This is a genomic window from Acinetobacter sp. UBA3461 (genome assembly GCF_002381195.1).
Lineage (GTDB): Bacteria > Pseudomonadota > Gammaproteobacteria > Pseudomonadales > Moraxellaceae > Acinetobacter > Acinetobacter schindleri.
Map to the genome: position 1 here is coordinate 15,015 of NZ_DFRO01000045.1, position 23,007 is coordinate 38,021.

A 23,007-nucleotide genomic window follows, 5' to 3' on the forward strand; every position below is an offset into this window, starting at 1 on the left:
CAAAATTTTAATCGGAAAAAAATACCTCATACATTTTTAACTTATTGCTTTGATACTGATCTTTTGACCAATCACCGACATAACTTGACGTTTAAAATACTTTTATTTGCACTTGAACATTTTTCATCCGGTATCATATAAGGGTTTTTGATGAATATTCTAGGATCATTGCATGAGCCAAAGCCACATCCGTATTCGAGGCGCACGTACCCATAACCTTAAAAATGTGAACCTTGATATACCACGCGACAAGTTTGTGGTGATTACGGGACTGTCTGGTTCAGGTAAGTCCTCACTGGCATTCGATACCCTGTATGCCGAAGGTCAGCGCCGTTATGTCGAGTCATTGTCTGCCTATGCACGCCAGTTCCTGTCCCAGATGGAAAAACCGGAAGTCGATTCGATAGAAGGCTTAAGTCCGGCCATCGCGATCGAGCAGAAGTCGACCAGCCACAACCCGCGTTCAACCGTGGGGACTATTACTGAAATTTATGACTATCTGCGTTTGCTCTATGCTCGCGTTGGTACACCTTATTGTCCAGAACATGACCTGCCGATGGTCGCGCAAACCGTGAGTGAAATGGTGGATGCGGTAAAAGGCTTGGAAGAAGGTACTGGCCTGATGCTGTTGGCACCTGTCGTACGTGAACGTAAGGGTGAATATTCCGCATTATTTGAACAGTTACAGAGCCAGGGTTTTGTACGCGCCCGCGTGGATGGCGAGATCATGGAAATTGATCCTCCGCCAGAACTGGATAAAAAGAAAAAGCATACCATTGAAGTGGTGGTTGACCGCTTTAAAGTGCGTGATGATCTGGGTAATCGTATTGCCGAAAGCTTTGAAACTGCACTTCGTCTGGGTGGCGATATTGCCATTGTCTCGCGGATGAAAGGCGAACGGCCAGATCGTGTTTTCTCAGCCAAACATTCCTGCCCGAAATGTGATCGTGCGGTGGCGGAACTGGAACCACGTCTGTTCTCGTTCAACAATCCATTTGGTGCCTGCCCGGTTTGTGATGGCCTCGGTACGCGTAGCCATTTTAGTGCAGATAAACTGATTCCAAATCCTGAATTGAGTATCAGTCAAGGTGCAATCCGGGGTTGGGACCGTCAGCGTCCATATTATTACAGCATGATCGAAAAGGTCGCCAATCACTTTGGCTATTCGTTGGATACGCCATGGAATCAGCTCGAAGCCGATATTAAAAAGAAATTCCTCTATGGTACCGGTCGTGAAAAGATCGATCTGAGCTATATTGACGAACGCGGTCGCCGTCATAATCGTGTGATTGCTTTCGAAGGTGTACTGCCGCATTTAGAACGCCGTTATCGTGAAACAGAAAGTAATTATGTCCGTGATGATCTGGCACAGTACTTGTCCAATGCCGCCTGTGATGCCTGCGATGGTTCACGTCTGAATGAAATTTCACGTAATGTCAAAATTCTGGACAAGACCATTGCTGACATTACCCGCATGTCGATTGGTGACGCCGAAAGCTACTATCAAGGTCTGAATCTTGAAGGTGCCCGCGGTGAAATTGCCGATAAGATTTTTAAGGAAATCCGTGAGCGTCTGCACTTCCTGGTGTCTGTTGGTTTAAATTACCTGAGTCTGTCCCGTTCAGCTGAAACTTTATCTGGTGGTGAAGCACAACGTATCCGTCTGGCTTCTCAGATCGGTGCCGGTCTGATGGGTGTCATGTATGTGCTGGATGAACCCTCGATTGGCCTGCACCAGCGTGATAACGACCGTCTGCTACAAACCTTGGTACGTCTGCGGGATCTTGGTAATACAGTATTGGTCGTTGAACATGATGAAGATGCGATTCGTGCCGCCGACCATATTATTGATATTGGTCCAGGTGCCGGCGTACATGGCGGTCATGTGATTGCTGAAGGAACCTATCAGGAACTTGCTGAACATGAAGATTCCCTGACTGGTAAATATCTATCTGGCAAGCTGAAAATTGAAGTACCGAAAAAACGGACCCAACCACCAAAACCGGAAGAACAGATCAGGCTGATGGGTGCAGCAGGCCATAACCTGAAAAATGTCGACCTGACTATTCCATTAGGGGTGATGACCTGTGTCACGGGTGTATCAGGTTCAGGTAAATCGACGTTAATTAACCGCACCTTGTTGCCACTAGCAGCAACACAGCTCAATGGTGCGACCACTCAAACCTCAGAGAAATTTGATTCGATCGATGGTCTGCAATTCCTGGATAAAGTTGTAGATATTGATCAGAGTCCGATTGGACGTACACCACGTTCCAACCCAGCGACTTATACCGGTCTGTTTACTCCGATTCGTGAACTGTTTTCACAAACACAGGAAGCCAAGGCACGTGGTTATGCAGCCGGCCGTTTCTCGTTTAACGTGAAAGGTGGTCGCTGTGAGGCCTGCGAAGGCGACGGTATGATCAAGGTGGCAATGCACTTCCTGCCGGATATGTATGTGCCGTGTGATGCCTGTCATGGCAAGCGCTATAACCGTGAAACGCTGGAAGTAAACTACAAAGGCAAGAACATTTCTGATGTACTGGAGATGACTGTTGAAGATGCCATGCATTTCTTCGATGCCATTCCAGTGATTCACCGTCGCTTGGAAACCTTGCATCAGGTTGGCTTAGGTTATATCCGTCTGGGTCAGTCTGCGACAACACTTTCTGGTGGTGAAGCACAGCGGGTGAAACTGGCACGTGAACTGGCCAAACGTGATACCGGCCAAACCCTGTATATTCTGGATGAACCGACGACTGGCCTGCATTTCCATGATATTGCCAAATTGCTGGATATCCTGCATCAGCTCCGTGACAAGGGCAATACCATTGTGGTGATTGAGCATAACCTGGATGTGATTAAGACCGCGGACTGGATCGTGGACTTAGGTCCTGAAGGTGGTTCAGGCGGTGGTATGATTATCGCGGAAGGCACACCTGAAGAAGTGGCAAAGAGTAAGACTTCGCATACCGCGCGGTTCTTAAAGCCGTTATTGAAATAAGGAATCTCCCCTAGCCTCCTTTTTGATAAAGAGGAGGAATACCCTCCTTTCATAAAGGAGGGTTAGGGTGAATTAAAAAAATAAATATATTCTTAAATTTGTTTGGGGAAAGAAAATGCGCTTTTCAGAAAGATATGGATATAAACCAGTTCGTGAGATTATTCAGAAAGAATCGATAAATCAGGATTTAAAAAATAGAATTTGGTCATGTATATATGATAACTTTTATACCTATTATTTGAGTGACATTAACTTTTTCAGTTACTCAGTTCATTTGATTTGGCGAGATTTTTATAAACAACAAACTGATGTATTTCCGTTTCCTCCCAATGAAGCAGTCAATCAGCTTAAAAGATTTTTCTTACAAGAAGAATGGTTCAGTATTTACGATTTAATTGAAGAAATTATTATTTTGTATAGCGAAGAATATTCTGAACTACAGAAAATATTTATTGAGGAGATTAACAAGATATTAGATCAAGAGAACTCGGCCTACCGAATTATTAATCAACAAATTACAGAAATAACTTCAGAACAAGAAATTCAATCCATTGAAGAAGCTTTAAAAAATTCGCAACCATATTCAGGTATTCAGCAACATCTTAACCAAGCTTTAAAACTGATGTCTGATCGACAGAATCCCAACTATAGTAAATCAATGCAAGAAGCTATTAGTGCTGTAGAAGGTTTAGCAAAGAAAACTCTTGAAGATGACTCAATTACTTTAGGAAAAGCAATTCCAAAACTCAGAACCAAATATGCTTTTCATCCTAATTTAATGGAAAGCTTAAATAAGTTGTACGCATATACATGTGATGAAAATGGTATCCGACATGGATCACCTCATGAATCAAATTTATCTTATATCGATGCCAAATTTATGCTTGTTGCCTGCACAAATTTTATTAACTATCTCATCGAAAAAACCAAAGACCATCAAAATTAAATCACATGACTGGCGACATGGATGCTGCCTGTTCGACTGTGCTCAAGGGACTTAGCATCAGTCGAACAAAGGCATTTTGCTACTTTTGTACAGTCAAAAGTAGAGAAAGGTGTCTTTTAAACTAAACCTCAGCCACTGCATTACGCCCTTGACCTTTAGCCACAAACAAAGCTTTATCCGCTTTGGTAAACAGGCTGATCCAAGACGGCGCGCCTATCGCCACCCCCACACTGACCGAAACCTGAATCTGATCGCCATTTTCACTTAAAATATAAGCATCCTCTACTTCGCTTCGAATCTTATCGGCAATCTTACGGGCATTATCGAAGTCAATATTTTCAATCAGAACCAGAAATTCATCCCCGCCATAACGTACCAGTAAATCAGAAGTACGGACATTGTCCTTCAGGCACTGCGCCACAAACTGAATGACTTCATCTCCGATAATGTGTCCATACTGATCGTTCACCTGTTTAAAGTGATCAATATCAATAATCATCAAACACGTCTGACTAAACTGTGAAGGATGTGATTCCAGAAAACGAGTGTATTCCTCCAAGGCGAACCGATTCGCCAGTCCGGTTAAAGGATCGGAATGAGCAATATTTTTAAGCCTGAATTCTAAGGCATCACGTTGCTGCAACATCTGTTGCAACCTTTGAATGGCAGTAAATAAGGATTCAGATTTAGTATGGGCATTCGATGATAAAGCTTTGGTATCACCATTTTCCGAAAGCGTAAACAGAATTTGACGCGCTTCTATCAGCGGCTGAAATACACTTTTACGTGCAAAAATCATCGTTGCAATTGCTGCTCCTAAAGACACAAATGAAAGTAAAACTGTCCAGAGCAATTGCTGCAAATGAGAAGATTTTTCCCGCTCTGCAACCTGATTGCTGTACTCAAGTAAATAGCTTTGCAGGTCAACAACGGTAGCAAATTTATCAACCATCGCATTGGTGAGTTCTGTTCCTGTCAAATGATAAGGAACCTGCTGAATGCTCTCTTCCACCAGACTTGAAACGATCGGTAAGCCTTTTTGAATAAATATCGTATCGACAGCATTATGCAACCGGTTGAATTCTTCAGTCTTGTCCTCTTCCGGCTGCAATGTGCCGATTAAATCCCAAAGATAATGGATCCGATATTGGACTTGCATGGCACGGGTCAGGTTTGCCGCAGGAATCGGTTGGTCGAAAGTCACATAAGCCATGATTATAGAGGCGGCACGCCCTGCCTGATCCCTCAAGTCAGATAAAAATAAAATCTGAGAAATAAAATTATTTTGTGAGGTAGAGGTGGTATTAGAAGCAATTACTACTCCTTTTAGGATAGTACGACAACTGTCCCAGGTCTTAAACATTGCAGCAATCGCCTGATCAAGTGCTTGAGCATTACGCTGTTCCCAAGGAATTTTTGCATAGCTATCGATCTGTAAACGTCCCTGCTCCAGACTTGGTCGAACCGCACTTTCCAAACGTTGACTTAAATGCGGGAAGCCCACTTGCTGTAATACTTTTGCTGTATGCTCGAACTGCTGATCTACTTCTTTACGGTAAATTTCGAGTTCTTGTTGTCGTTGGTGAATTTCTTCAGGCGTACTGGAAAGGACTTTATTGGCAGGGGCTCTTTCCTTGGAAATCTTATTGGCCAGAATGGCAACTTCTTGCAGGGCATGTAATTCGTCAGAAGTACGCACAGCCTTAAGGTAACTTTGAGTGCTATTCACAATAAGAGGAATGCAAATGAATAGCAGACATAGAATAATGACAGACATTGCACAATAAAGATGTTTACTGATTTGTTCAGAGCGCAGAGTATTCATTGTCTTAGCGTACGCCCTCAGACTAATAATAAAGTATTTGATTTATCTTAATTATTATACAAAAAATCCATTTCTTCAGAAAGAAAAAATTCTTTATATTAAATGCTTTTATATAACTTTACTGAACTCAAAAGTCATATAGATCTTAATTTATGTTCTTATATTTAAATTAAAAATTTTAATTTCAGCAAATAACCAGTAGATGTATCAAATAGTTTCAAAAAAAATTGAAATTCGTATTGTTTACTGTTTACACATGCAACAATTAAGTGCATAATGCACCGCATTAGGGCGAATTAAATTTTTCCTCAGCAGATATTTTAATTTACCCGCAAATTTTGGCTAAAAAACCCCAATTTTCATTGAAAATTGGGGTTTTTTTTATCTATTTCATTTTTTATATAATATCTTACCAAAGGTATTGCATCATTATGGTGCTTTTATTTCTTTTAAAATATACTTTGATTTGTTTAATATTTATACTTATTGATTAGTTTTTAACCCCTTCACTCATCTCTACTTAAGTTTCAGGCAAAAAAAAGCCCAACCTTGGGGAAAGCTGGGCCGATAAAACACAAAATTCGTGGAGAATCAGGTCAAATAAAGAATTTAAGTAAATACATTATCTAACTTGATGAATTAATTATCGTAACTTTCATGTAAAATGTAAAGCATATTAAATTAGTTGGATTTGATATTTGTCTGTTTTTTACACAAAATTAGATTTAATTTAAATAAAAAATAAATTTAATGAATTAGAAAAGAATTATTGAATCAACTAAATAAGTGATCTAGGCATTCTTAATCATTTATATGGAGAGGTTTGACTCTATAGAATTGGTTTTTCCAATTCTTATATACATTTGAATTAAATTAAACAATAACCACCTATTATAAATGTGAATTTTCACGTGTTTTATATTATTTCTTTTTATTTAAGTAATTATTTGTTCTATCAGTATTTTTTTAGGGCTAAGTAGTTGAATAATAAATTCACAATCTTTACAAAAACATAACAATTATAAAATTCATATTTATATGATTTTAAAAGGTTTATTGACTTAATAAATTGTTACAATACAATTACCCCTGTTTTACCTCCCTTTTGAAAAACGGTAATAATCATGAAAAAACTAGGTTTAGCCACTGCTTTATTATTAGCGATGACCGGTGCTCAAGCATATCAATTTGAAGTTCAAGGCCAGTCAGAGTACATCGACAATACGGTAAATGACAAAGACTTCACTGGTGCTGTTCAAGGTACTTACTATCTCAAGGACGTTGATGCTTCTAAAGGTCCTTTAGCTGAAGCAGCATTCCTAAACCAAGCTTCTAACGTGTCTTTAGCTTATACATACGGTGAATACGATGTAGCGGCAGATACTCGAGTTTCAGAAGAAGGCGTAAACCAAACTTCTCATACTTTCGGTGCGAAAGGTGAAGCCTACATTCCAACTAAACTTGTTCCAGCATATGCAAGCGCTTCTTATAGCCATACTATTACTGACGGTAAAGATGGCCAAAAGAATGACAATGGCGATCGTTATGCATTAGAAGTGGGTGTATTACCTATTTCTAACTTCCTGGTTGCAGTAGGTTATACAAGTGTTGCTGACCAGACTTCTTATGATGCTTTCAACATGTTTAACAATGGTGTTGCCAAAGCTGCTCTTGAGTCATCAACTATTGCCGAAGATCAAGATGCAATTACTGCACGTACTAAATACGTAGGTGCAATCGATGGTACAAATATGTCGATCGGTTTTGAATCTGGTTTAGTTTACGGTGAAGACACTGCTTATAACCTAGGTACAACGCTTTACCTTAACCCTAAACTAAGTGTTGGCGTTTCTTATATGGAATCTAGCTATGCAGGTTCTCCAGATAAAGCTTTAGGTGCGAACGTAAACTACTTCGTTACTCCAGCAGTATCTGTAGGTGCTAGCTACGTTAATGCTAACTACGAAACTAAAAATGCTAATCTGGATCAAGATGTTGCAACAGATACCCAAACTGTGGGCTTGAATGCTAAATTCCGTTTCTAATTTCTGATTAGATTCTGAATATAGAAAAAGGACACTTTATGTGTCCTTTTTTTCTTGCTCTGATTTTCTATGCGGTAAATGAGAAATATATTGCAGCCCCACCAGTCGAGAGACAATCAGTGCCAGATACATCACGCCAAAGAACATCTGGATCATGGCGAGCATTCTGGCAAATGGACTCACTGGCATGGTATCCGCCAATCCTGTCGCGGACTGCACACTAAAACTCAAGAACAGCAAATCTAACCAAGGCTGATAAGCTTGTAGATCTGGATCAGCAAAACTATAGGGAACTAATAACTGACAGATACTATAAAGAAAAGCGAAACCCCAAGCCATCAAAGTAAAGGCTGCGCCTGCCGCAAATAATTCATCTTTGGTCAGGTAACGGTCATGAAACATATAACGCAATAAACCATAGGATGCACTAAAATAAGCACATGCTTCAAAAGCATGGGCGGTAATTAAGACCCAGACTTGTTTCATCCCGAATAAAACCAATGATGAAAAAAATAGCGCACCAACAACGAAACTTAATCCCAGTAAGGTAAATACGGGAGTTTGACGAATGACCCGGGCGATCACCAGTAAAACCAATACGCCTAGTACCCAAGTTGCAGCCCGATAAGGTGCGTATTCATAGCTCAGTACTGACAGGATCAGAATGATGAATTGCAGACAAAGCAGCCATGCGGAAGGCAGGCGCTTAAAGGTCGTCCAGCACATTAACAAAGCTTGCTTCATCTAATCCTTCTTCTTCATGACACTACAATCTGCAGTTTTATTGTTATCTGCTCAAACTTAACATGTAATCATGTCATATGCAGAGCAGTGCTTTGTATCAAAATGATGTATTCATTTAAAAATATAAATCGTTAAATCACATCTAATTTTTTAGTTTATTAATATAGATTTTTACTTCATCCTTTTAAGAGCTAATCATCTATACTTTTATTAAAGAATAAATGAAATTTTTATTATTTATAAATAAGTTAAGGGATCATATCCTTGTTAAATTTCAAGATAAACCGAATAAAAAAGGACACAATATGCATCCTTTTTTATTAGGTTAATTAAGCGACAGCACCACTTAGCGCACCCTGCTCAAGAAGTGTAGATGCCGTTCATACTGATCCAAAATATCCTGCAAAAGATCTTCCCGGGTCCATTCCATCACATCATAGTTTTGCCCACCTTCATTGAGGAAGACTTCAGCTTGAAAATATTGTCCTGCATCTTCATCCTGAGATGGCATAAAACTTGGCGGTAAGATCTGGCGTGCAACCACTGCATAAACGAAATTCGCTTCATCCTGATGATCTACTCGTAAGCAAAGTCCCTGCTCTATTTCATCAATGATGACGGCATGATGACGGCGTTGAAACTCTTTCTGAATACTTAAAAATGCCTGTCTGACTTCCGACTGGATATACGCTGTCACTTCCTGTTCATTATGAGCATAATGCATGATGAGTCCCAAACGCTGCTGCCAGCTACGCGGATTATGAATTGCTCGTGGTGTAATTCGGGCTTCTTGTAATGCATGCATTTTGGTGACTTCCAGCCGCAGTGCTTTGATCAGCCCCCAACTAATCACCAACATGATCAAGGTAAAAGGCAAAGCACTCAACATGGTGGCCGATTGTAGTGCAGCCAGGCCACCTGCATATAACAGCACAATTGTCAGTAAAGCCATGATCACTGTCCAGAACAGACGCTGCCAGGTCGGAGACTGATCAGATTTCGCAGTCAGATAATCGGTAACCAGTGCACCAGAGTCAGCCGAAGTGACGAAAAATAACATCACCAAGAATGTGGCGACTACACTCATCACTGCCGAGAAAGGCAACCCCTGCAGAAATTCAAACAGTGCCACAGATGAGTCACGCTGTACTGCCTGCATCAGGTTAATATTCGCTTCATGCAAAATGCTGTAAAGCGCAGCATTGCCCATAAAGCCCATCCAGATCAGGGTAAAGCCGGTTGGAATCAGTAAAACGCCCACGATGAATTCGCGAACCGTTCGACCTCGAGATACCCGGGCAATGAACATCCCGACAAATGGTGACCAGGAAATCCACCAGGCCCAGTACATAATGGTCCATCCGCCAATCCAGCCATTAGGCTGATAGGCATACAGATTAAAGGTCATACTGAATAGACCAGACACATACTGTCCGACGTTTTGAATAGTCGTTTGCAGCAGATAAATAGTCGGTCCTGCCAGAAAGACAAAAAGTAATAGTCCCAAAGCCAAAACCAGATTCAGTTCGGATAGGCGCTTAATCCCTTTATCTAGACCAAAAAATACCGAGAGTGAAGCCATCGCACTGACAATAATAATCAGGATGACTTGTACTCCAGTACTTTGCTCAATGCCAAACAGATAGTTCAGACCAGAATTGATTTGTGTGACCCCGAAACCCAAAGTGGTGGCGACACCAAATACGGTTCCAATCGTTGCGAAGATATCGACACCATCCCCGATCGGGCCGTAAATTCGCTTGCCAATTAAAGGATAAAGTGCAGAGCGTATTTTCAAAGGTAACTGATGCCGGTAGGCAAAATAAGCCAAGGATAATCCGACCAGTGTATAGATTGCCCAGGCATGGAGTCCCCAGTGAAAGAAGGTCACACGCATGGCCTGCTGTGCCGCCTGAATAGTTTCCGGTTCACCCGATGGCGGAGTAACATAGTGCATTACCGGTTCAGCAACACCGAAGAACATCAACCCAATCCCCATACCCGCAGTAAACAGCATGGCAAACCAGGAGGCATTGTTATAATCCGGCGTGCTATGGTCCGGGCCTAGCTTAATCTTGCCCATGTCCGATAGTGCAATAAAAATTAGCAGAATCAGAAAAATTGCAACAGAGAGTACATAGAACCAGCTAAAAGAGGTCGTCACCCACTGGTTCAGTTGCTGCGTCATCAGTTCAAACGAATTAGGTGCCAGGACCACCATTAAAAGAAATAGTCCAATGATGATGACAGTTGTTAAAAACACACGAGGATTCACATTGGAATACCAGGATGTGGTTCTGGAAGACATATCCACTCCATTTTTGCTTTTTATTAATCAGACCAAATCGGTCCCACATACATTACTCAAAAAGAAAACTTGAATAAAAAAATGTATTTCGATCACATATCGAAACCTAAGCAATATGATAAGTTATTGTTCTTATTCGCTTGGTTGTACTCCTGTGTCCTTCTCGTAACATGTCATAGAAAAGACTTGATCTTCTATTTTTGCCAAAATCTAAAAATCCAGCTATGCATTAAAGGAACAAAAAAATGAATTTCTTCATGAGCGTTGGCATCTACAGGCAATAAAAAAAGTCCCTTGCGGGACTTTTTTATAGGTGATCGAATCATCTTAGTGATCAGAGGCACCTGAGATACCAATACCTGTTTGTGAACGTACAAACTGTGCATCGAATGCTTTGCGTTCCGCTTGTGCTTGTGCAGAGTTATCTGTCACAGAGAACAACCAGCAGAAGAAAAATGATAAAGGCATCGCAAATAATGCAGGACCATTGTATGGATTAATTGGTGTATCAGAAATACCCAATGTATCTACCCAAACTGCTTTAGACAGTACGATCAGTACCACCGCAGTCACCAGACCAACGATACCACCAATCACCGCACCACGAGTGGTCAAGCCTTTCCAGAACATCGACAGAACCAGTACCGGGAAGTTGGCACATGCAGCCACAGAGAATGCTAGACCGACCATGAAGGCAACGTTTTGCTTCTCGAACAGGATACCCAAAATCATGGCAAAGATTGCAAGACCTAAAGTCGCAATTTTAGACATACGCAGTTCAGATTCAGGTGTGGTTTGACCTTTCTTAAATACGTTAGCATACAAGTCGTGTGAGATTGCTGAAGCGCCAGACAATGTCAAACCAGCAACTACCGCAAGAATTGTTGCGAATGCTACTGCCGAGATGAAGCCCATGAACAAGTCACCGCCAACAGCATCAGACAAGTGAACTGCAGCCATGTTGTTACCACCAACCAGCTCTAGTTTGCCAGTCATAGCCATTTTCGCTACATCTAGGAATTGCGGGTTATTCGATACATATAGAATCGCACCAAAACCGATGATGAAGGTTAACAGGTAAAAATAACCAATAAAGCCTGTCGCCACGACCACCGATTTACGTGCTTCTTTAGCATCTTTTACTGTGAAGAAGCGCATCAGGATATGTGGCAGACCTGCTGTACCAAACATCAAGGCAAGACCAAGAGAGATAGCATCGACCGGGTTAGACGCCAAGCTACCCGGACCCATGATTTTGGCTGCATCAGCAAGGTTCAAGTCATGGACTTTCGAATAGACACCAATCGCCTGTTCAAACATATTGGTAAAACTGAAGCCCACTCCTTTCATCACCATGAAAGCCATGAAGGTCGCACCAGATAACAGCATCACGGCCTTGATGATCTGTACCCAAGTCGTTGCCAACATGCCACCAAACATCACGTAAGCCATCATCAGTAAACCGACAATAACAACTGCTATATTATAGTTCAGACCGAATAGAAGCTTGATCAGCTGACCTGCACCCACCATTTGTGCAATCAGGTAGAACGCTACTACAACCAAGGAGCTTAATGCAGCCAAAGTACGTACCGGTTTTTCCTGTAAGCGGAAAGAGACTACATCTGACAGGTTATATTTACCCAGGTTACGCAGACGTTCTGCTACCAGGAACAATACGATCGGCCAACCCACCATGAAGCCCAGGGAATACAGCAAGCCATCGAAACCAGATAGGAATACCATTGCGGAAATACCCAGGAAGGATGCTGCTGACATATAGTCACCGGCAATTGCCAGACCATTCTGGAAACCAGAGATCCCGCCCCCCGCAGTATAAAAATCTTTGGTATTGGTGGTTTGCTTTGCAGCCCACTTGGTAATAAAAAGTGTTGCCCCGACGAAAATCAGGAACATGATAATTGCAGGCCAGTTGGTTGCCTGCTGTTCAGCTGCCCCTAGGTCAGGTCCAGCAGCTGCCATACCTGAAGCCATTGTAGTTGCAGCAAGGGCGATAAGAGAATTCCATTTCTTCATCTTAATGAGGTCCTTTTTCATGAGCAATTGCTTCTACTTCACGCATTGCTTCTTCAGTCAATTGATCAAGTTTGTTATTGGCAATGTAGGAATACACACCACACAAGATAAACGACAGGACAATAATCCCTAGACCTAACGGTATACCCCAAGTCGTCACACCGCCAGAAACAGAACTCATTAGAAATTCTTTGTTATAACCAACCAAGAGCATGAAACCCACGTATACAAACAACATGATTGCCGTAAGTGTCCAGCTAAGACGACTTTTTTTGGCGACCATTTCCTTGAATTTGGGATTTTGTAGAATCTGTTCTACTTGTCTCTCATCCATAAATATTCTCCTTGCTATGCCCAACCTTAAGCATCCATTTTTTAATTCGAATTATCACCTGTACAAATTAACAAGCTTCATAGGTGGTTGTAATTTAGACTTTGGTCGTTAAAAAATAAGCAATTTGAACGCCTGCGTTCATGATGCTGTATCATAGCCGCATGCTCAGTACACTTCAGGCAATATGAACAGTTGGCTCATCATAGGGGTGCTCACCCTCTATATCGCATTACTCTTTGTTTGTGCATTTTTCGGGGAGAAACACGCCAGTCGTCTCAGTACTCGTGGACGCATGCTATTGTTTAGCTTAACTTTAGGTGTCTACTGTTCTTCCTGGACCTTTTATGGAGCAACAGGTGCTGCAGTACGTGAAGGGATTATTTTCCTGCCCATCTACCTCGGCCCACTGCTTTTTGTCGCGATTGGTTATGACATCTGGCGCCGGTTGGGACGAGTACGTCAGCACCATGCCATTTCCTCGATCGCAGATTTTGTCGCGGCACGTTATGGTAAAAGTGGACCACTGGCTTCACTGGTCACCATTCTGGCAGTCATTGCGATTATTCCCTATCTGGCCTTGCAATTGCGTGCGATTGCCCTGAGTGCATCCGTGATTCTAGAGCCTTCAGCAGGCATCGCCAGCACTACCAATAGTGTACTGTTCCTGACCGGAGTTCTGGCTATCCTGGCCATGATTTTCGGTACGCGGCAGATTGCCAATACCGAACAGCATGGCGGTCTGATGCTGGCAGTCGCCTTTGAATCTTTCGTTAAGCTGTTTGCATTACTGGCAGTTGCTGGTTTCTTCATGTTTGCTGCACCAGAAAATTTGTCACAGATTACGGGTGATATCAAAACCACCTTCCATGAAGTGCAGCTGTTTGGCGTGCCAGAAAGTTTCTGGGTACAAACCCTACTCGCGGCATTGGCGATTATCTGTTTGCCGCGTCAGTTCCACGTGGCCGTGGTTGAACTGCGCGATGAAAAGCATATCCGTGGTGCCCGCCGCTGGTTTGCAGTCTATCTGATTCTGACTACCATCGCGATCATTCCAATTGCCAGTTGGGCATTGCATGCAGCACCACATTATCTGGCGATTCCAGACGTAGCAGTACTGTCTTTGCCTCTAAGCTATAACCAGGACTGGCTGACCCTATTAGCCTTCCTCGGAGGATTCTCGGCATCCACCGGGATGTTATTGGTGTCTTCCGTTGCCCTATCGATCATGCTGAGTAATGACTTGATCATGCCGGCGCTGTGGCGTTTTAACCTGATTTCACGTCATGACAAACGTCTGCCACTGGTACTGAAATTTACCCGACGCATCTCTATCTTAGCTGTAATGCTGATGGGCTTCCTGTTCTTCAATTTCTTTAATGATATTGATCAGCTTTCTATCTTCGGTCTGCTGGCCTTTAGTGCGGTGGCACAGTTTGCCCCTGCCCTAATTGGTGGTCTGTACTGGCGGGGTGGCAGTAAACAGGGTGTCTATGCCGGCTTGCTGACCGGTTTTGCTTTGTGGGCTTATACCTTACTGTTCCCGACCATTCTGCGTAGCCTGCCCGAAACATATCAGCAGTTTAGCCACGACTTTCTCAATTATGGTCCATTGGCACTCAACTGGCTTCGTCCTGAAGCATTACTGGGTTTTGAATCCTTTGATTCCTTGACTCATGGTGTGGTGTGGTCACTCGGTCTCAATTTACTGCTTTACATTTGGGTGTCACGCATCTTCCGTCCAAGTGTGGCAGAGCAGATTCAGGCGGAAAGTTTCTTCTACTATGAAACCAAACCCCTGCCTTCACAGAGTCCAACTACTGAAGTGAGCTATTCTCATCAGGATGTGGCCCGTTTAAAAGTCGGTGACCTGATTACGCTGGCCAAACGCATTACCGGTGAAGAACCCACCACGCGTGCATTCAAGCAATTCTGTACCCAGAATAATGTCGAGCTGAATGAAAATAGCAGTGCCAATGGCATGTGGTGGCGCTTTACCGAGCAATATCTGGCTGGCACGATCGGTGCTGCCTCAGCGCGTACCTTATTGACCACTGCGATGGTAAATAACGGTCTGGCTCTTGGTCAGGTCGCCAATATTCTTGACCAAGCTTCCCAGTGGCAGCGCTTTAACCAGAACCTAATCATGACCATGATCGACCATATGACCCAAGGTGTCAGTGTCGTCGATGAAAACATGTGTCTGGTGGCCTGGAACAATCAGTATCTGAAGCTGTTTGATTATCCAAAAGATATTGTCTATGTTGGTTGCCCGATCGCTGATCTGATTCGTTATAATGCCGAGCGTGGTGAATGTGGGCCGGGTTCGGTCGAAGAACATGTGCGTAAACGGATTCACTGGATGCAGGTCGGTAGTGCACATGAATTCGAGCGAATCCGTAAAGATGGCCGCGTGATTCAGATGCGTGGTAATCCGATTGAAGGTGGTGGCTTTGTTACGACCTTTGCGGATATTACCGCCTTCCGTGAAAATGAAGCCGTACTGGAAGCACGCGTGCGTGATCGTACCCAGCAGCTTGCGGATGCCTTGTCCGAACAGCAACTGGCACGTGAACAGGCAGACAAGGCGAATATGTCCAAAAGCCGCTTTATTGCAGCAGCCAGCCATGACCTGTTACAGCCGATGCATGCAGCACGTCTGTTCAGTACGGCACTGGAACAAAGTGTGCAAAGTGAAGAAGATCGCAAGACCTTACAGCAGCTGGACCGTGCCTTGTATGGTGCAGAAAGCATGCTTTCTGCCCTGCTGGATATTGCCCGTCTGGAAGGTGGAACGATTCAGCCGAAGCGTCAAGCCTATCCATTGCATGATCTGCTCAGCGATCTGGAATTACAGTTTAAATCCATCGCAGCACAGCGTGGCATCAAGTTCAGTGTGCATGATGCGCAGTTCTGGATTGATACTGATCCACAATGGATTCGCCGGATTATCCAGAACTTTGTCAGCAATGCACTCCGTTATACTGCCAGCGGTAAAGTGATTGTGGGTGTACTGCGCTCCAGCAGCAAACCGAATCATATCCGTATTGGCGTATGGGATACCGGACCGGGTATTGCCGAAGAACAGCGGATCAAACTGTTCCAGGAATTTGAGCGCTGTGGTCATACCTCTCCATGGGGTGAACAAGGTTTGGGGCTGGGTCTGGCGATTGTGCAGCGTATGACCAGCATGCTGGACTATCCGGTACACGTCTACTCTGAATATGGCAAAGGCTCCTGCTTCATGATTGAAGTACCGCTCACTGAGGCACCAAAAGTTGTGGCAGCTCCAGTGCAGGCGGTACCGCTGAAATCCAAAGCCTTTAAAGTGCTATGTCTGGACAATGATGAAACCATTCTGGAAGGTATGTCGACCTTGCTGACCAAATGGGGATATCAGGTATTTAAAGCTACAGAGCCTGAACAGGCACAGGAAATGATTGAACAGGAAAATATTCAGGTCTGGCTGGTGGATCAGCATTTGAATCATGACCAACGCGGCCTGGACTTTATCGTAGATAATCGTAAGCCAAATGTACCGGTTGCCTTGATCACTGCGGATTCTGATCCTGAACTGCCACAGCAGCTTAAGGAACTGAATATTGTGCTGCTGAAAAAACCGCTGAAACCTGCTTCATTACGTTCATGGCTATCGGGTTTAAAAATCTCAGACAGTTAAGTGGTTATGGTTTCGATAAGTGCCTGTTTTACCGTGTAAAGCAGGCACTTTTTATGTTAAATGTCACAAAAAATTTCAATATTTGCATGATTTTTAAGCGCATGTGCCAAAAATATCAGAATCAGGCTAAAAATCCTTACATCAATTGACCAAAAACATCATTTTAAAAATCGCTATGGCAAAACTTCACCATTCCTGACGTGAACCTGTGTGTACTTGGTTACAATATTGTAAGCTATTATTTTATATAAACTAATATAGGATTAACTTGATTGTTTGAACTTTAGTCGTATTTTTTCATGCCCCTATTTCGCTCTAAAAATATGACTTAGAAACGATCAGTATCTATTCATGCCTATATTCCTCATCCGCATGTCAGCTGATCATTTATTACTGCATAAAGGATGACTAATCATGAGCCTAGACACTAATACTGAGATCAATCAGAACCGACAGTTTCATCGTCAATACGGTGCCAATGCCATGCTGCCGGCAATCGACTGGAATAATCTGTTTAAGTACAGCAAACTTGATCCTGCTCAAATTGAAGCGCTAGAAACCCTGTATCAATCTGCAGTTCCTCTCGCCCTACAGGTATTTGATGAGCTGCACTTTGATGTGTTTGAGCCTTTTGCCTATAAGCCGCAAGGTCTGGGGCTGTTCGAGCGTCTGGCAGAGCAGGAATCGAAGCTGATTCAGTCTCTGGAAACCGAAGCTGCAGATTTAAGTGAAGATACCCGTCATCAGATCTGGAGCATGTTATTGCGCGGTGGTGCGGTACTGGTATTTAAAGCATGGCTGGCCAAGGTTAAAACTGGTGATGACCAGCTGGACACCTCACAGTTTGATGAACTTTCTGAGCTGCTCTTTATTAAAACCTCACCAATCGAACTGGCAGAGCGCCTACGCGTCGATCCAAAGTCAGAACAGGATCATATTTTCCTGATGTATGGCAATGATGTTTACCTGGATCGGTTTAACAGCCTGGAAACGGCTGCGCTGTTTGTCGATCTGGGTGTGTATGATGCAGCTTTTTTAAGTCTGCGTGACGACCGTGTTGCTGAATACCTGATGTCAAAAGGCTATGTGACTCAAGAACAGATTGATGAACTGCAATGTGCCTTGAACCCGCTGTTCTGTGCTGACCTTACGCCAAAACAGGACTGTATTGCCTAAAAGCAGATATTCAGACCATAAAAAAAGACCTCTGCGGAGGTCTTTTTTTGGCGCTTCGAAAAGCTTAGATTTTCTTTTCTTCAATATTCAGCGCATTGATCGCCAAGACAGCCTGGGTACGGTTCTGTACGCCAAGCTTACGGAAGATCGCAGTCACGTGGGCTTTAATGGTTGCTTCCGATACATCCAGTTCATAAGCAATCTGCTTGTTCAGCAAACCTTCTGCCACCATCATCAATACGCGGAACTGTTGTGGGGTCAAAGACTGAATACGTTCAGCCAGTGCAGTTTCATCAGCCGCACGCGGATCAAAGTTCATATTAGCTGGCAGATTTGGCGGTAACCAGATTTCGCCTTCCAGTACTTCCCGAATCGCTTCACCAATATGGCTTGGATGTGCTGATTTTGGAATATAACCCATCGCACCATGTGCAATTGCGCGTTGAATGATGCTGACTTCTTCGTGAGCCGATACCACAATAATTGGAAGCGAAGGATATTGAGCACGGACATGCACCAATGCAGAAAAGCCGGAAGCACCCGGTAAATTCAGATCCAGCAGCACAAGATCAGGTTCAGGACCATTTTCCAGGCGTTCATAAAATTCATTGACTGCTGCAGTTTCATGAATTTGTGCTTGCGGTAAGCTATAACGAACGGCTTGAATTAAAGCATGACGAAACAGTGGATGATCATCAACGATTAAAATATTCATAGGACGTGAGAGAGATCTTGTGCACGGTAGCTTATATTCTACCTGTAGTCGGTAGGTCAGCGATATGCAAGACTGTACAATTTTTAAAAATAATATCCAGTTTCGTTACATAAACTCTAGAATATGGGTATTTCACTAATTATTTAATTCTCATCATTTTTTTGTATATGTGTTATTAGCTGACTAGAATGCTTATTCTTATTCAATATAAGTCAAAATATCAATGTATTAGTTGCGATTGGCTTTCCAAAAAGCAAATATTTTAGTTATATCTCAAATTTAGATAACTTTTCAGCTTTTCCTTATTTTACACCCATGAGCGCATTTTGGATTAATAGGCTCATTCCGAGACTAACCCGTTTTTAGGTTCCAAAATGTCAAATCAAGATCTACAAAAGCCGCTCAATATCGTTGCCGTTTCTGGTGGTTTAAATCATCCTTCTAAAACTGAAGCGCTGGTACAAGCGATTATTGATGAGCTGGGTGAAGCCACACCTATCAATGTACATTTCATTAAATTCAGTGAAATTGGTCAGTTACTGGGTGGCGCAATCTACCGTAACCAGTTACCGCAACGCGTTCAGGATGATTTGGCAGCTGTAGAAGCAGCGGATGCACTGATTGTCGGTACTCCAGTTTACCGCGCATCATTCACTGGCCTGTTCAAACACTTTTTCGACTTTGTAGAGCAAACGGCGCTGGTGGATGTTCCTGTTCTGTTAGCAGCATCCGGTGGCAGTGACCGTCATGCACTGGTGCTTGAACATCAATTACGTCCATTATTCAGCTTCTTTCAGGCACAAACATTACCAATTGGTGTATACGCAACGGATCGTGACTTCACACCTGAATATACCATTCACAGCGAACTGCTTCGCGCACGTATTACACTGGCTGTCGCACGTGCATTACCAATCCTGGAATGGGCACCCGCCAAAGGTCAACGTGCTGAAGTGATTAAAGAAAAGTCTCAACAAGCCAACCAGAACCTGGGCATCAATAAACAGATCGAACAGGAAGAAGTGCTGCCTTCAGCAGCAGTGCCTAGCCTGGATGCAGCAGAGTCCCGCTTACACAGCAAAAAAGCTCCAAAAACTCAAGTTGCTTAACGAAGAACTTCTTTAGAGGGTGAGAAGGATGTCAAATAATAAACATATTACTTTTGCATATTGGGTTCCAAATGTGAGCGGTGGTCTGGTGGTGAGTAACATCGAGCAGCGTACCGACTGGAGCTATGACTATAATGTACGTCTGGCACAGACAGCGGAAAAGGCTGGCTTTGACTATGCCCTGACCCAGATCCGTTTTACTGCGGGCTATAATGCAGAAAACCAGCATGAATCAGTCAGTTTTAGCCACGGTATTCTGGCCAAGACTGAACGTTTGAAAGTGATTGCAGCGATTCTACCGGGTCCATGGAAGCCAACACTAGCAGCTAAACAGCTGGCAACCATCGATCACCTGACCAATGGCCGTATTGCAATTAATGTGGTCAGTGGCTGGTTCCGCGGTGAGTTTGATGCGATTGGTGAAGAATGGCCGGAGCATGATCAGCGCTATGCCCGTTCAGAAGAGTTTATTCGCAGTTTGAAAGGTGTCTGGACTCAAAATCATTTCAGTTTTAATGGCAAGTACTACCAATTTAATGACTATAGCTTGAGTCCAAAACCGCTACAAAAACCGCATATTGAAATTTTCCAGGGAGGCAGCTCCCGCGCTGCACGCGATATGGCTTCACGTGTATCTGACTGGTACTTCACCAATGGCAACACACCTGAAGAACTGAAAAAACAGATTGACGATATCCGTGAAAAGGCCAAAGCCAACAATCACCAGGTGAAAATCGGTGTGAATGCCTTCGTTATTGCACGCGATACTGAGGAAGAAGCACAAGCTGTACTGCAGGAAATCATTGCCAAGGCCAATATCCAGGCAGTGAAATCTTTTAGTGATGCAACGCGGGAAGCAGGTGCAGCAACCGCAGAAGGTGAAGGTAACTGGGCCAAGTCTACTTTTGAAGATCTGGTTCAATACAATGATGGCTTCCGTACCAACCTGATTGGTACACCGCAGCAAATTGCTGAACGCATCATCGAACTGAAAAAAGTCGGTGTGGACCTAATTCTGTCTGGCTTCCTGCACTTTATTGAAGAAGTTGAATATTTTGGCCAAAAGGTATTGCCTTTGGTCCGTGAACTTGAGGCAAAGCAGGCAACAGCGGTGCCTCAAGAAGAAGCTGAGCTCGTATAAGTATTCCAATAAATCTCAGCGCTTTCCATTCACTCCCCTAAGGCTCGGCTTAGGGGATTTTTTTATCTGGGCAGAAAACCAGGCAGTACAGTACAACGCTAGCCGGATTCTGTATTCCTCCCTACAATGTGATGCAATTGCAAGAATAGATGTTTTAACTATGTATACCGGTATTGTCCAAGGCCTGGAAAAGGTCGTTGAAATTCGCAAAGGCAATGGCTTTGTTACGATCATTGTCAGTGATCAGCAAGGTTTCTTTGCAGATGTGTTTATTGGTGCCAGTGTCGCAGTAAATGGTGTTTGTCTGACCGTGACCACGATTGACCGCGAACAGCAACAGATTCATTTTGATATTTCTAATGTCACGCTTGAACTCACCACCTTAAAATCGCTTAAAGTCGGTGATGAAGTGAATATTGAACGTTCGGCAAAAGTCGGTACGGAAAATGGGGGTCATAATCTGTACGGGCATATTGAAGGCACAGCTCAAGTCACCCAGATCGAGCGTCGCGGTGAAACCCTACATATCGACCTGCAGATTCCAGCTGGCAATATCAAATACTTTTTCCTGAAAGGTTTTATCGGATTGAATGGCTGCAGTCTGACGGTGAACCGTGTCGATCGTGTCAAAAGTGAGATTTCGATTGACCTAATTCCAGAAACCCTACGCCTAACGACCTGGAAATCTGTTCAGGTTGGTGATGAAGTGAATTATGAAATTGACCAGATGACCCGAACTCTGGTAGATACGCTGGAAAATATCCATCTCGCCAAAGGCTAATACATTCAGAGCTGATAGTGACAAACTTCAGCTCCTATCACGTTAATATTTCTCTACTATTTCTGTTTGATCAGATTAGCTAGAATGCATGGCATCTTATTGATTTAGAAAACTATCATGCATCTGATCTGGTTCCGGAACGACTTACGCCTTCATGACCATGCTGCCTTATGGCATGCAGCACAAAGTAGGCAATGTCTGGCGCTGGTCATCCTGTCACCTGAACAATGGCAAATGCATCAGGATGCACCGATCAAGATCAACTTCTATCTGCGCCGGCTAAAAATCCTGAAACAGCAGCTAGAAGCATTGAATATCCCTCTACTAATTTTAAATATTCCACTCTGGAAAGATATTTCAGAGCAGCTCTTGGCACTGTGCCAGCAATTTCAGATCAGCACCGTGCACTGCAATATCGAAACCGGGCTTAATGAGCAGCAGCGTGATCAGGCTGTCGAGCAATTATTGCAACAGCATCAGATTAGTTGTGAATACTATGAAGATCGTACCCTGTTTCCTTTAGGTTCGATCCGCAATCAGAGCCAGCAGCCTTATCAGGTGTTTAGTGCATTTAAAAAGAAATGCTATGAACGACTGCTTATCGATGTGCCTTCCTGTTATCCAGATATTGAAGCACAGCCTAAGTTACAACTCGATCTTTCTCAGTTTAATTTTAATTTCGATAAATTTTCTGAGGCTTATCGGCCAGAAACAGCCAACCCGTATTGGCCAGTTGAAGATAAACACGCCTTTGAATTACTGAATGAATTTATCGCAGACCGGCTAAAGGATTATAAAACCGATCGCGATTTTCCAGCGATCGATGGTACCAGCCAGTTATCGCCGTATTTAAATATCGGTATTCTTTCAATCCGGGAGTGTGTGCAGGCTTTATTCACCTCTTCTCAAGGTTATTTCCAGCTTGAAGATGTCGGTCAGCAGACCTGGCTGGATGAACTGCTCTGGCGTGAATTTTACCAGCATACCCTGCACGATTTTCCTAAAGTGTCCAGACATCAGCCATTTAAGGAAAATACCAAGGCGATAGAATGGCGTGATGCTCCAGAAGATTTAGCTGCCTGGCAGCAAGGCTGGACGGGGATTCCGATTGTTGATGCCGGTATGCGCCAGCTGCTGGCAACTGGCTGGATGCATAACCGGGTACG

Annotated in this window: 15 protein-coding genes; 9 read left to right on the top strand and 6 right to left on the bottom strand. The window is 43.3% G+C overall.

Annotated features, from left to right (window positions below; genetic code table 11):
* The first annotated feature begins 172 nt into the window (after window positions 1–172).
* Window positions 173–3,004, top strand: a complete 2,832-nt coding sequence (gene uvrA / locus B3D47_RS12675; protein ID WP_286862314.1) for an excinuclease ABC subunit UvrA — start codon at window positions 173–175, stop codon at window positions 3,002–3,004.
* Between the two features lie 115 nt (window positions 3,005–3,119).
* Window positions 3,120–3,950: an AbiJ-NTD4 domain-containing protein gene (locus B3D47_RS12680; protein WP_286862316.1), complete on the top strand. Its 831-nt coding sequence runs from the start codon at window positions 3,120–3,122 to the stop codon at window positions 3,948–3,950.
* A gap of 121 nt (window positions 3,951–4,071) precedes the next feature.
* Here the strand turns inward: B3D47_RS12680 and B3D47_RS12685 are convergent, their stop codons facing one another.
* Complete coding sequence (locus B3D47_RS12685) at window positions 4,072–5,775, bottom strand: GGDEF domain-containing protein (RefSeq protein ID WP_286862318.1); 1,704 nt, start codon at window positions 5,773–5,775, stop codon at window positions 4,072–4,074.
* 1,124 nt (window positions 5,776–6,899) lie between these two features.
* Here B3D47_RS12685 and omp33-36 point away from each other — a divergent pair.
* Window positions 6,900–7,820 (top strand): porin Omp33-36, encoded by a 921-nt coding sequence (gene omp33-36 / locus B3D47_RS12690; RefSeq protein WP_286862320.1) that lies wholly within the window; start codon window positions 6,900–6,902, stop codon window positions 7,818–7,820.
* A 36-nt stretch (window positions 7,821–7,856) separates the two neighbouring features.
* On the opposite strand, the gene B3D47_RS12695 is transcribed toward omp33-36, so the two are convergent.
* From B3D47_RS12695 to B3D47_RS12710, 4 genes are all read right to left on the bottom strand, one after another.
* Window positions 7,857–8,564, bottom strand: coding sequence for an ion channel (locus tag B3D47_RS12695; RefSeq protein WP_004813684.1), 708 nt, complete (start codon window positions 8,562–8,564; stop codon window positions 7,857–7,859).
* Between the two features lie 346 nt (window positions 8,565–8,910).
* Window positions 8,911–10,872: a BCCT family transporter gene (locus B3D47_RS12700; RefSeq protein ID WP_286862322.1), complete on the bottom strand. Its 1,962-nt coding sequence runs from the start codon at window positions 10,870–10,872 to the stop codon at window positions 8,911–8,913.
* Between the two features lie 327 nt (window positions 10,873–11,199).
* Window positions 11,200–12,909, bottom strand: coding sequence for a cation acetate symporter (locus B3D47_RS12705; RefSeq protein WP_286862450.1), 1,710 nt, complete (start codon window positions 12,907–12,909; stop codon window positions 11,200–11,202).
* Window position 12,910: 1 nt separating this feature from the next.
* Window positions 12,911–13,243: a DUF485 domain-containing protein gene (locus B3D47_RS12710; RefSeq protein ID WP_005220613.1), complete on the bottom strand. Its 333-nt coding sequence runs from the start codon at window positions 13,241–13,243 to the stop codon at window positions 12,911–12,913.
* Window positions 13,244–13,427: 184 nt separating this feature from the next.
* On the opposite strand from B3D47_RS12710, the gene B3D47_RS12715 reads away from it, so the two are divergent.
* Both B3D47_RS12715 and B3D47_RS12720 read left to right on the top strand, forming a co-directional pair.
* Window positions 13,428–16,919, top strand: a complete 3,492-nt coding sequence (locus tag B3D47_RS12715; protein ID WP_048882193.1) for a hybrid sensor histidine kinase/response regulator — start codon at window positions 13,428–13,430, stop codon at window positions 16,917–16,919.
* Window positions 16,920–17,333: 414 nt separating this feature from the next.
* Window positions 17,334–18,095 (top strand): hypothetical protein, encoded by a 762-nt coding sequence (locus B3D47_RS12720; RefSeq protein ID WP_004813695.1) that lies wholly within the window; start codon window positions 17,334–17,336, stop codon window positions 18,093–18,095.
* A 64-nt stretch (window positions 18,096–18,159) separates the two neighbouring features.
* Here the strand turns inward: B3D47_RS12720 and B3D47_RS12725 are convergent, their stop codons facing one another.
* Window positions 18,160–18,810, bottom strand: coding sequence for a response regulator (locus B3D47_RS12725; RefSeq protein WP_004813697.1), 651 nt, complete (start codon window positions 18,808–18,810; stop codon window positions 18,160–18,162).
* A 374-nt stretch (window positions 18,811–19,184) separates the two neighbouring features.
* Between B3D47_RS12725 and msuE the strand changes: the two genes are divergently transcribed.
* The 4 genes from msuE to B3D47_RS12745 all read left to right on the top strand — a co-directional run.
* On the top strand, window positions 19,185–19,919 hold the full coding sequence (msuE, locus tag B3D47_RS12730; RefSeq protein WP_004890705.1) for an FMN reductase: 735 nt from the start codon (window positions 19,185–19,187) through the stop codon (window positions 19,917–19,919).
* A gap of 28 nt (window positions 19,920–19,947) precedes the next feature.
* Window positions 19,948–21,060, top strand: a complete 1,113-nt coding sequence (sfnG, locus tag B3D47_RS12735) for a dimethylsulfone monooxygenase SfnG (protein ID WP_286862326.1) — start codon at window positions 19,948–19,950, stop codon at window positions 21,058–21,060.
* 160 nt (window positions 21,061–21,220) lie between these two features.
* Entirely contained in the window at window positions 21,221–21,841 is a 621-nt protein-coding gene (locus B3D47_RS12740) for a riboflavin synthase subunit alpha (protein WP_286832934.1), read from the top strand.
* A 117-nt stretch (window positions 21,842–21,958) separates the two neighbouring features.
* Window positions 21,959–23,007 (top strand): cryptochrome/photolyase family protein (locus tag B3D47_RS12745; RefSeq protein ID WP_286862328.1); only part of this gene is annotated, 1,049 nt, incomplete at its 3' end.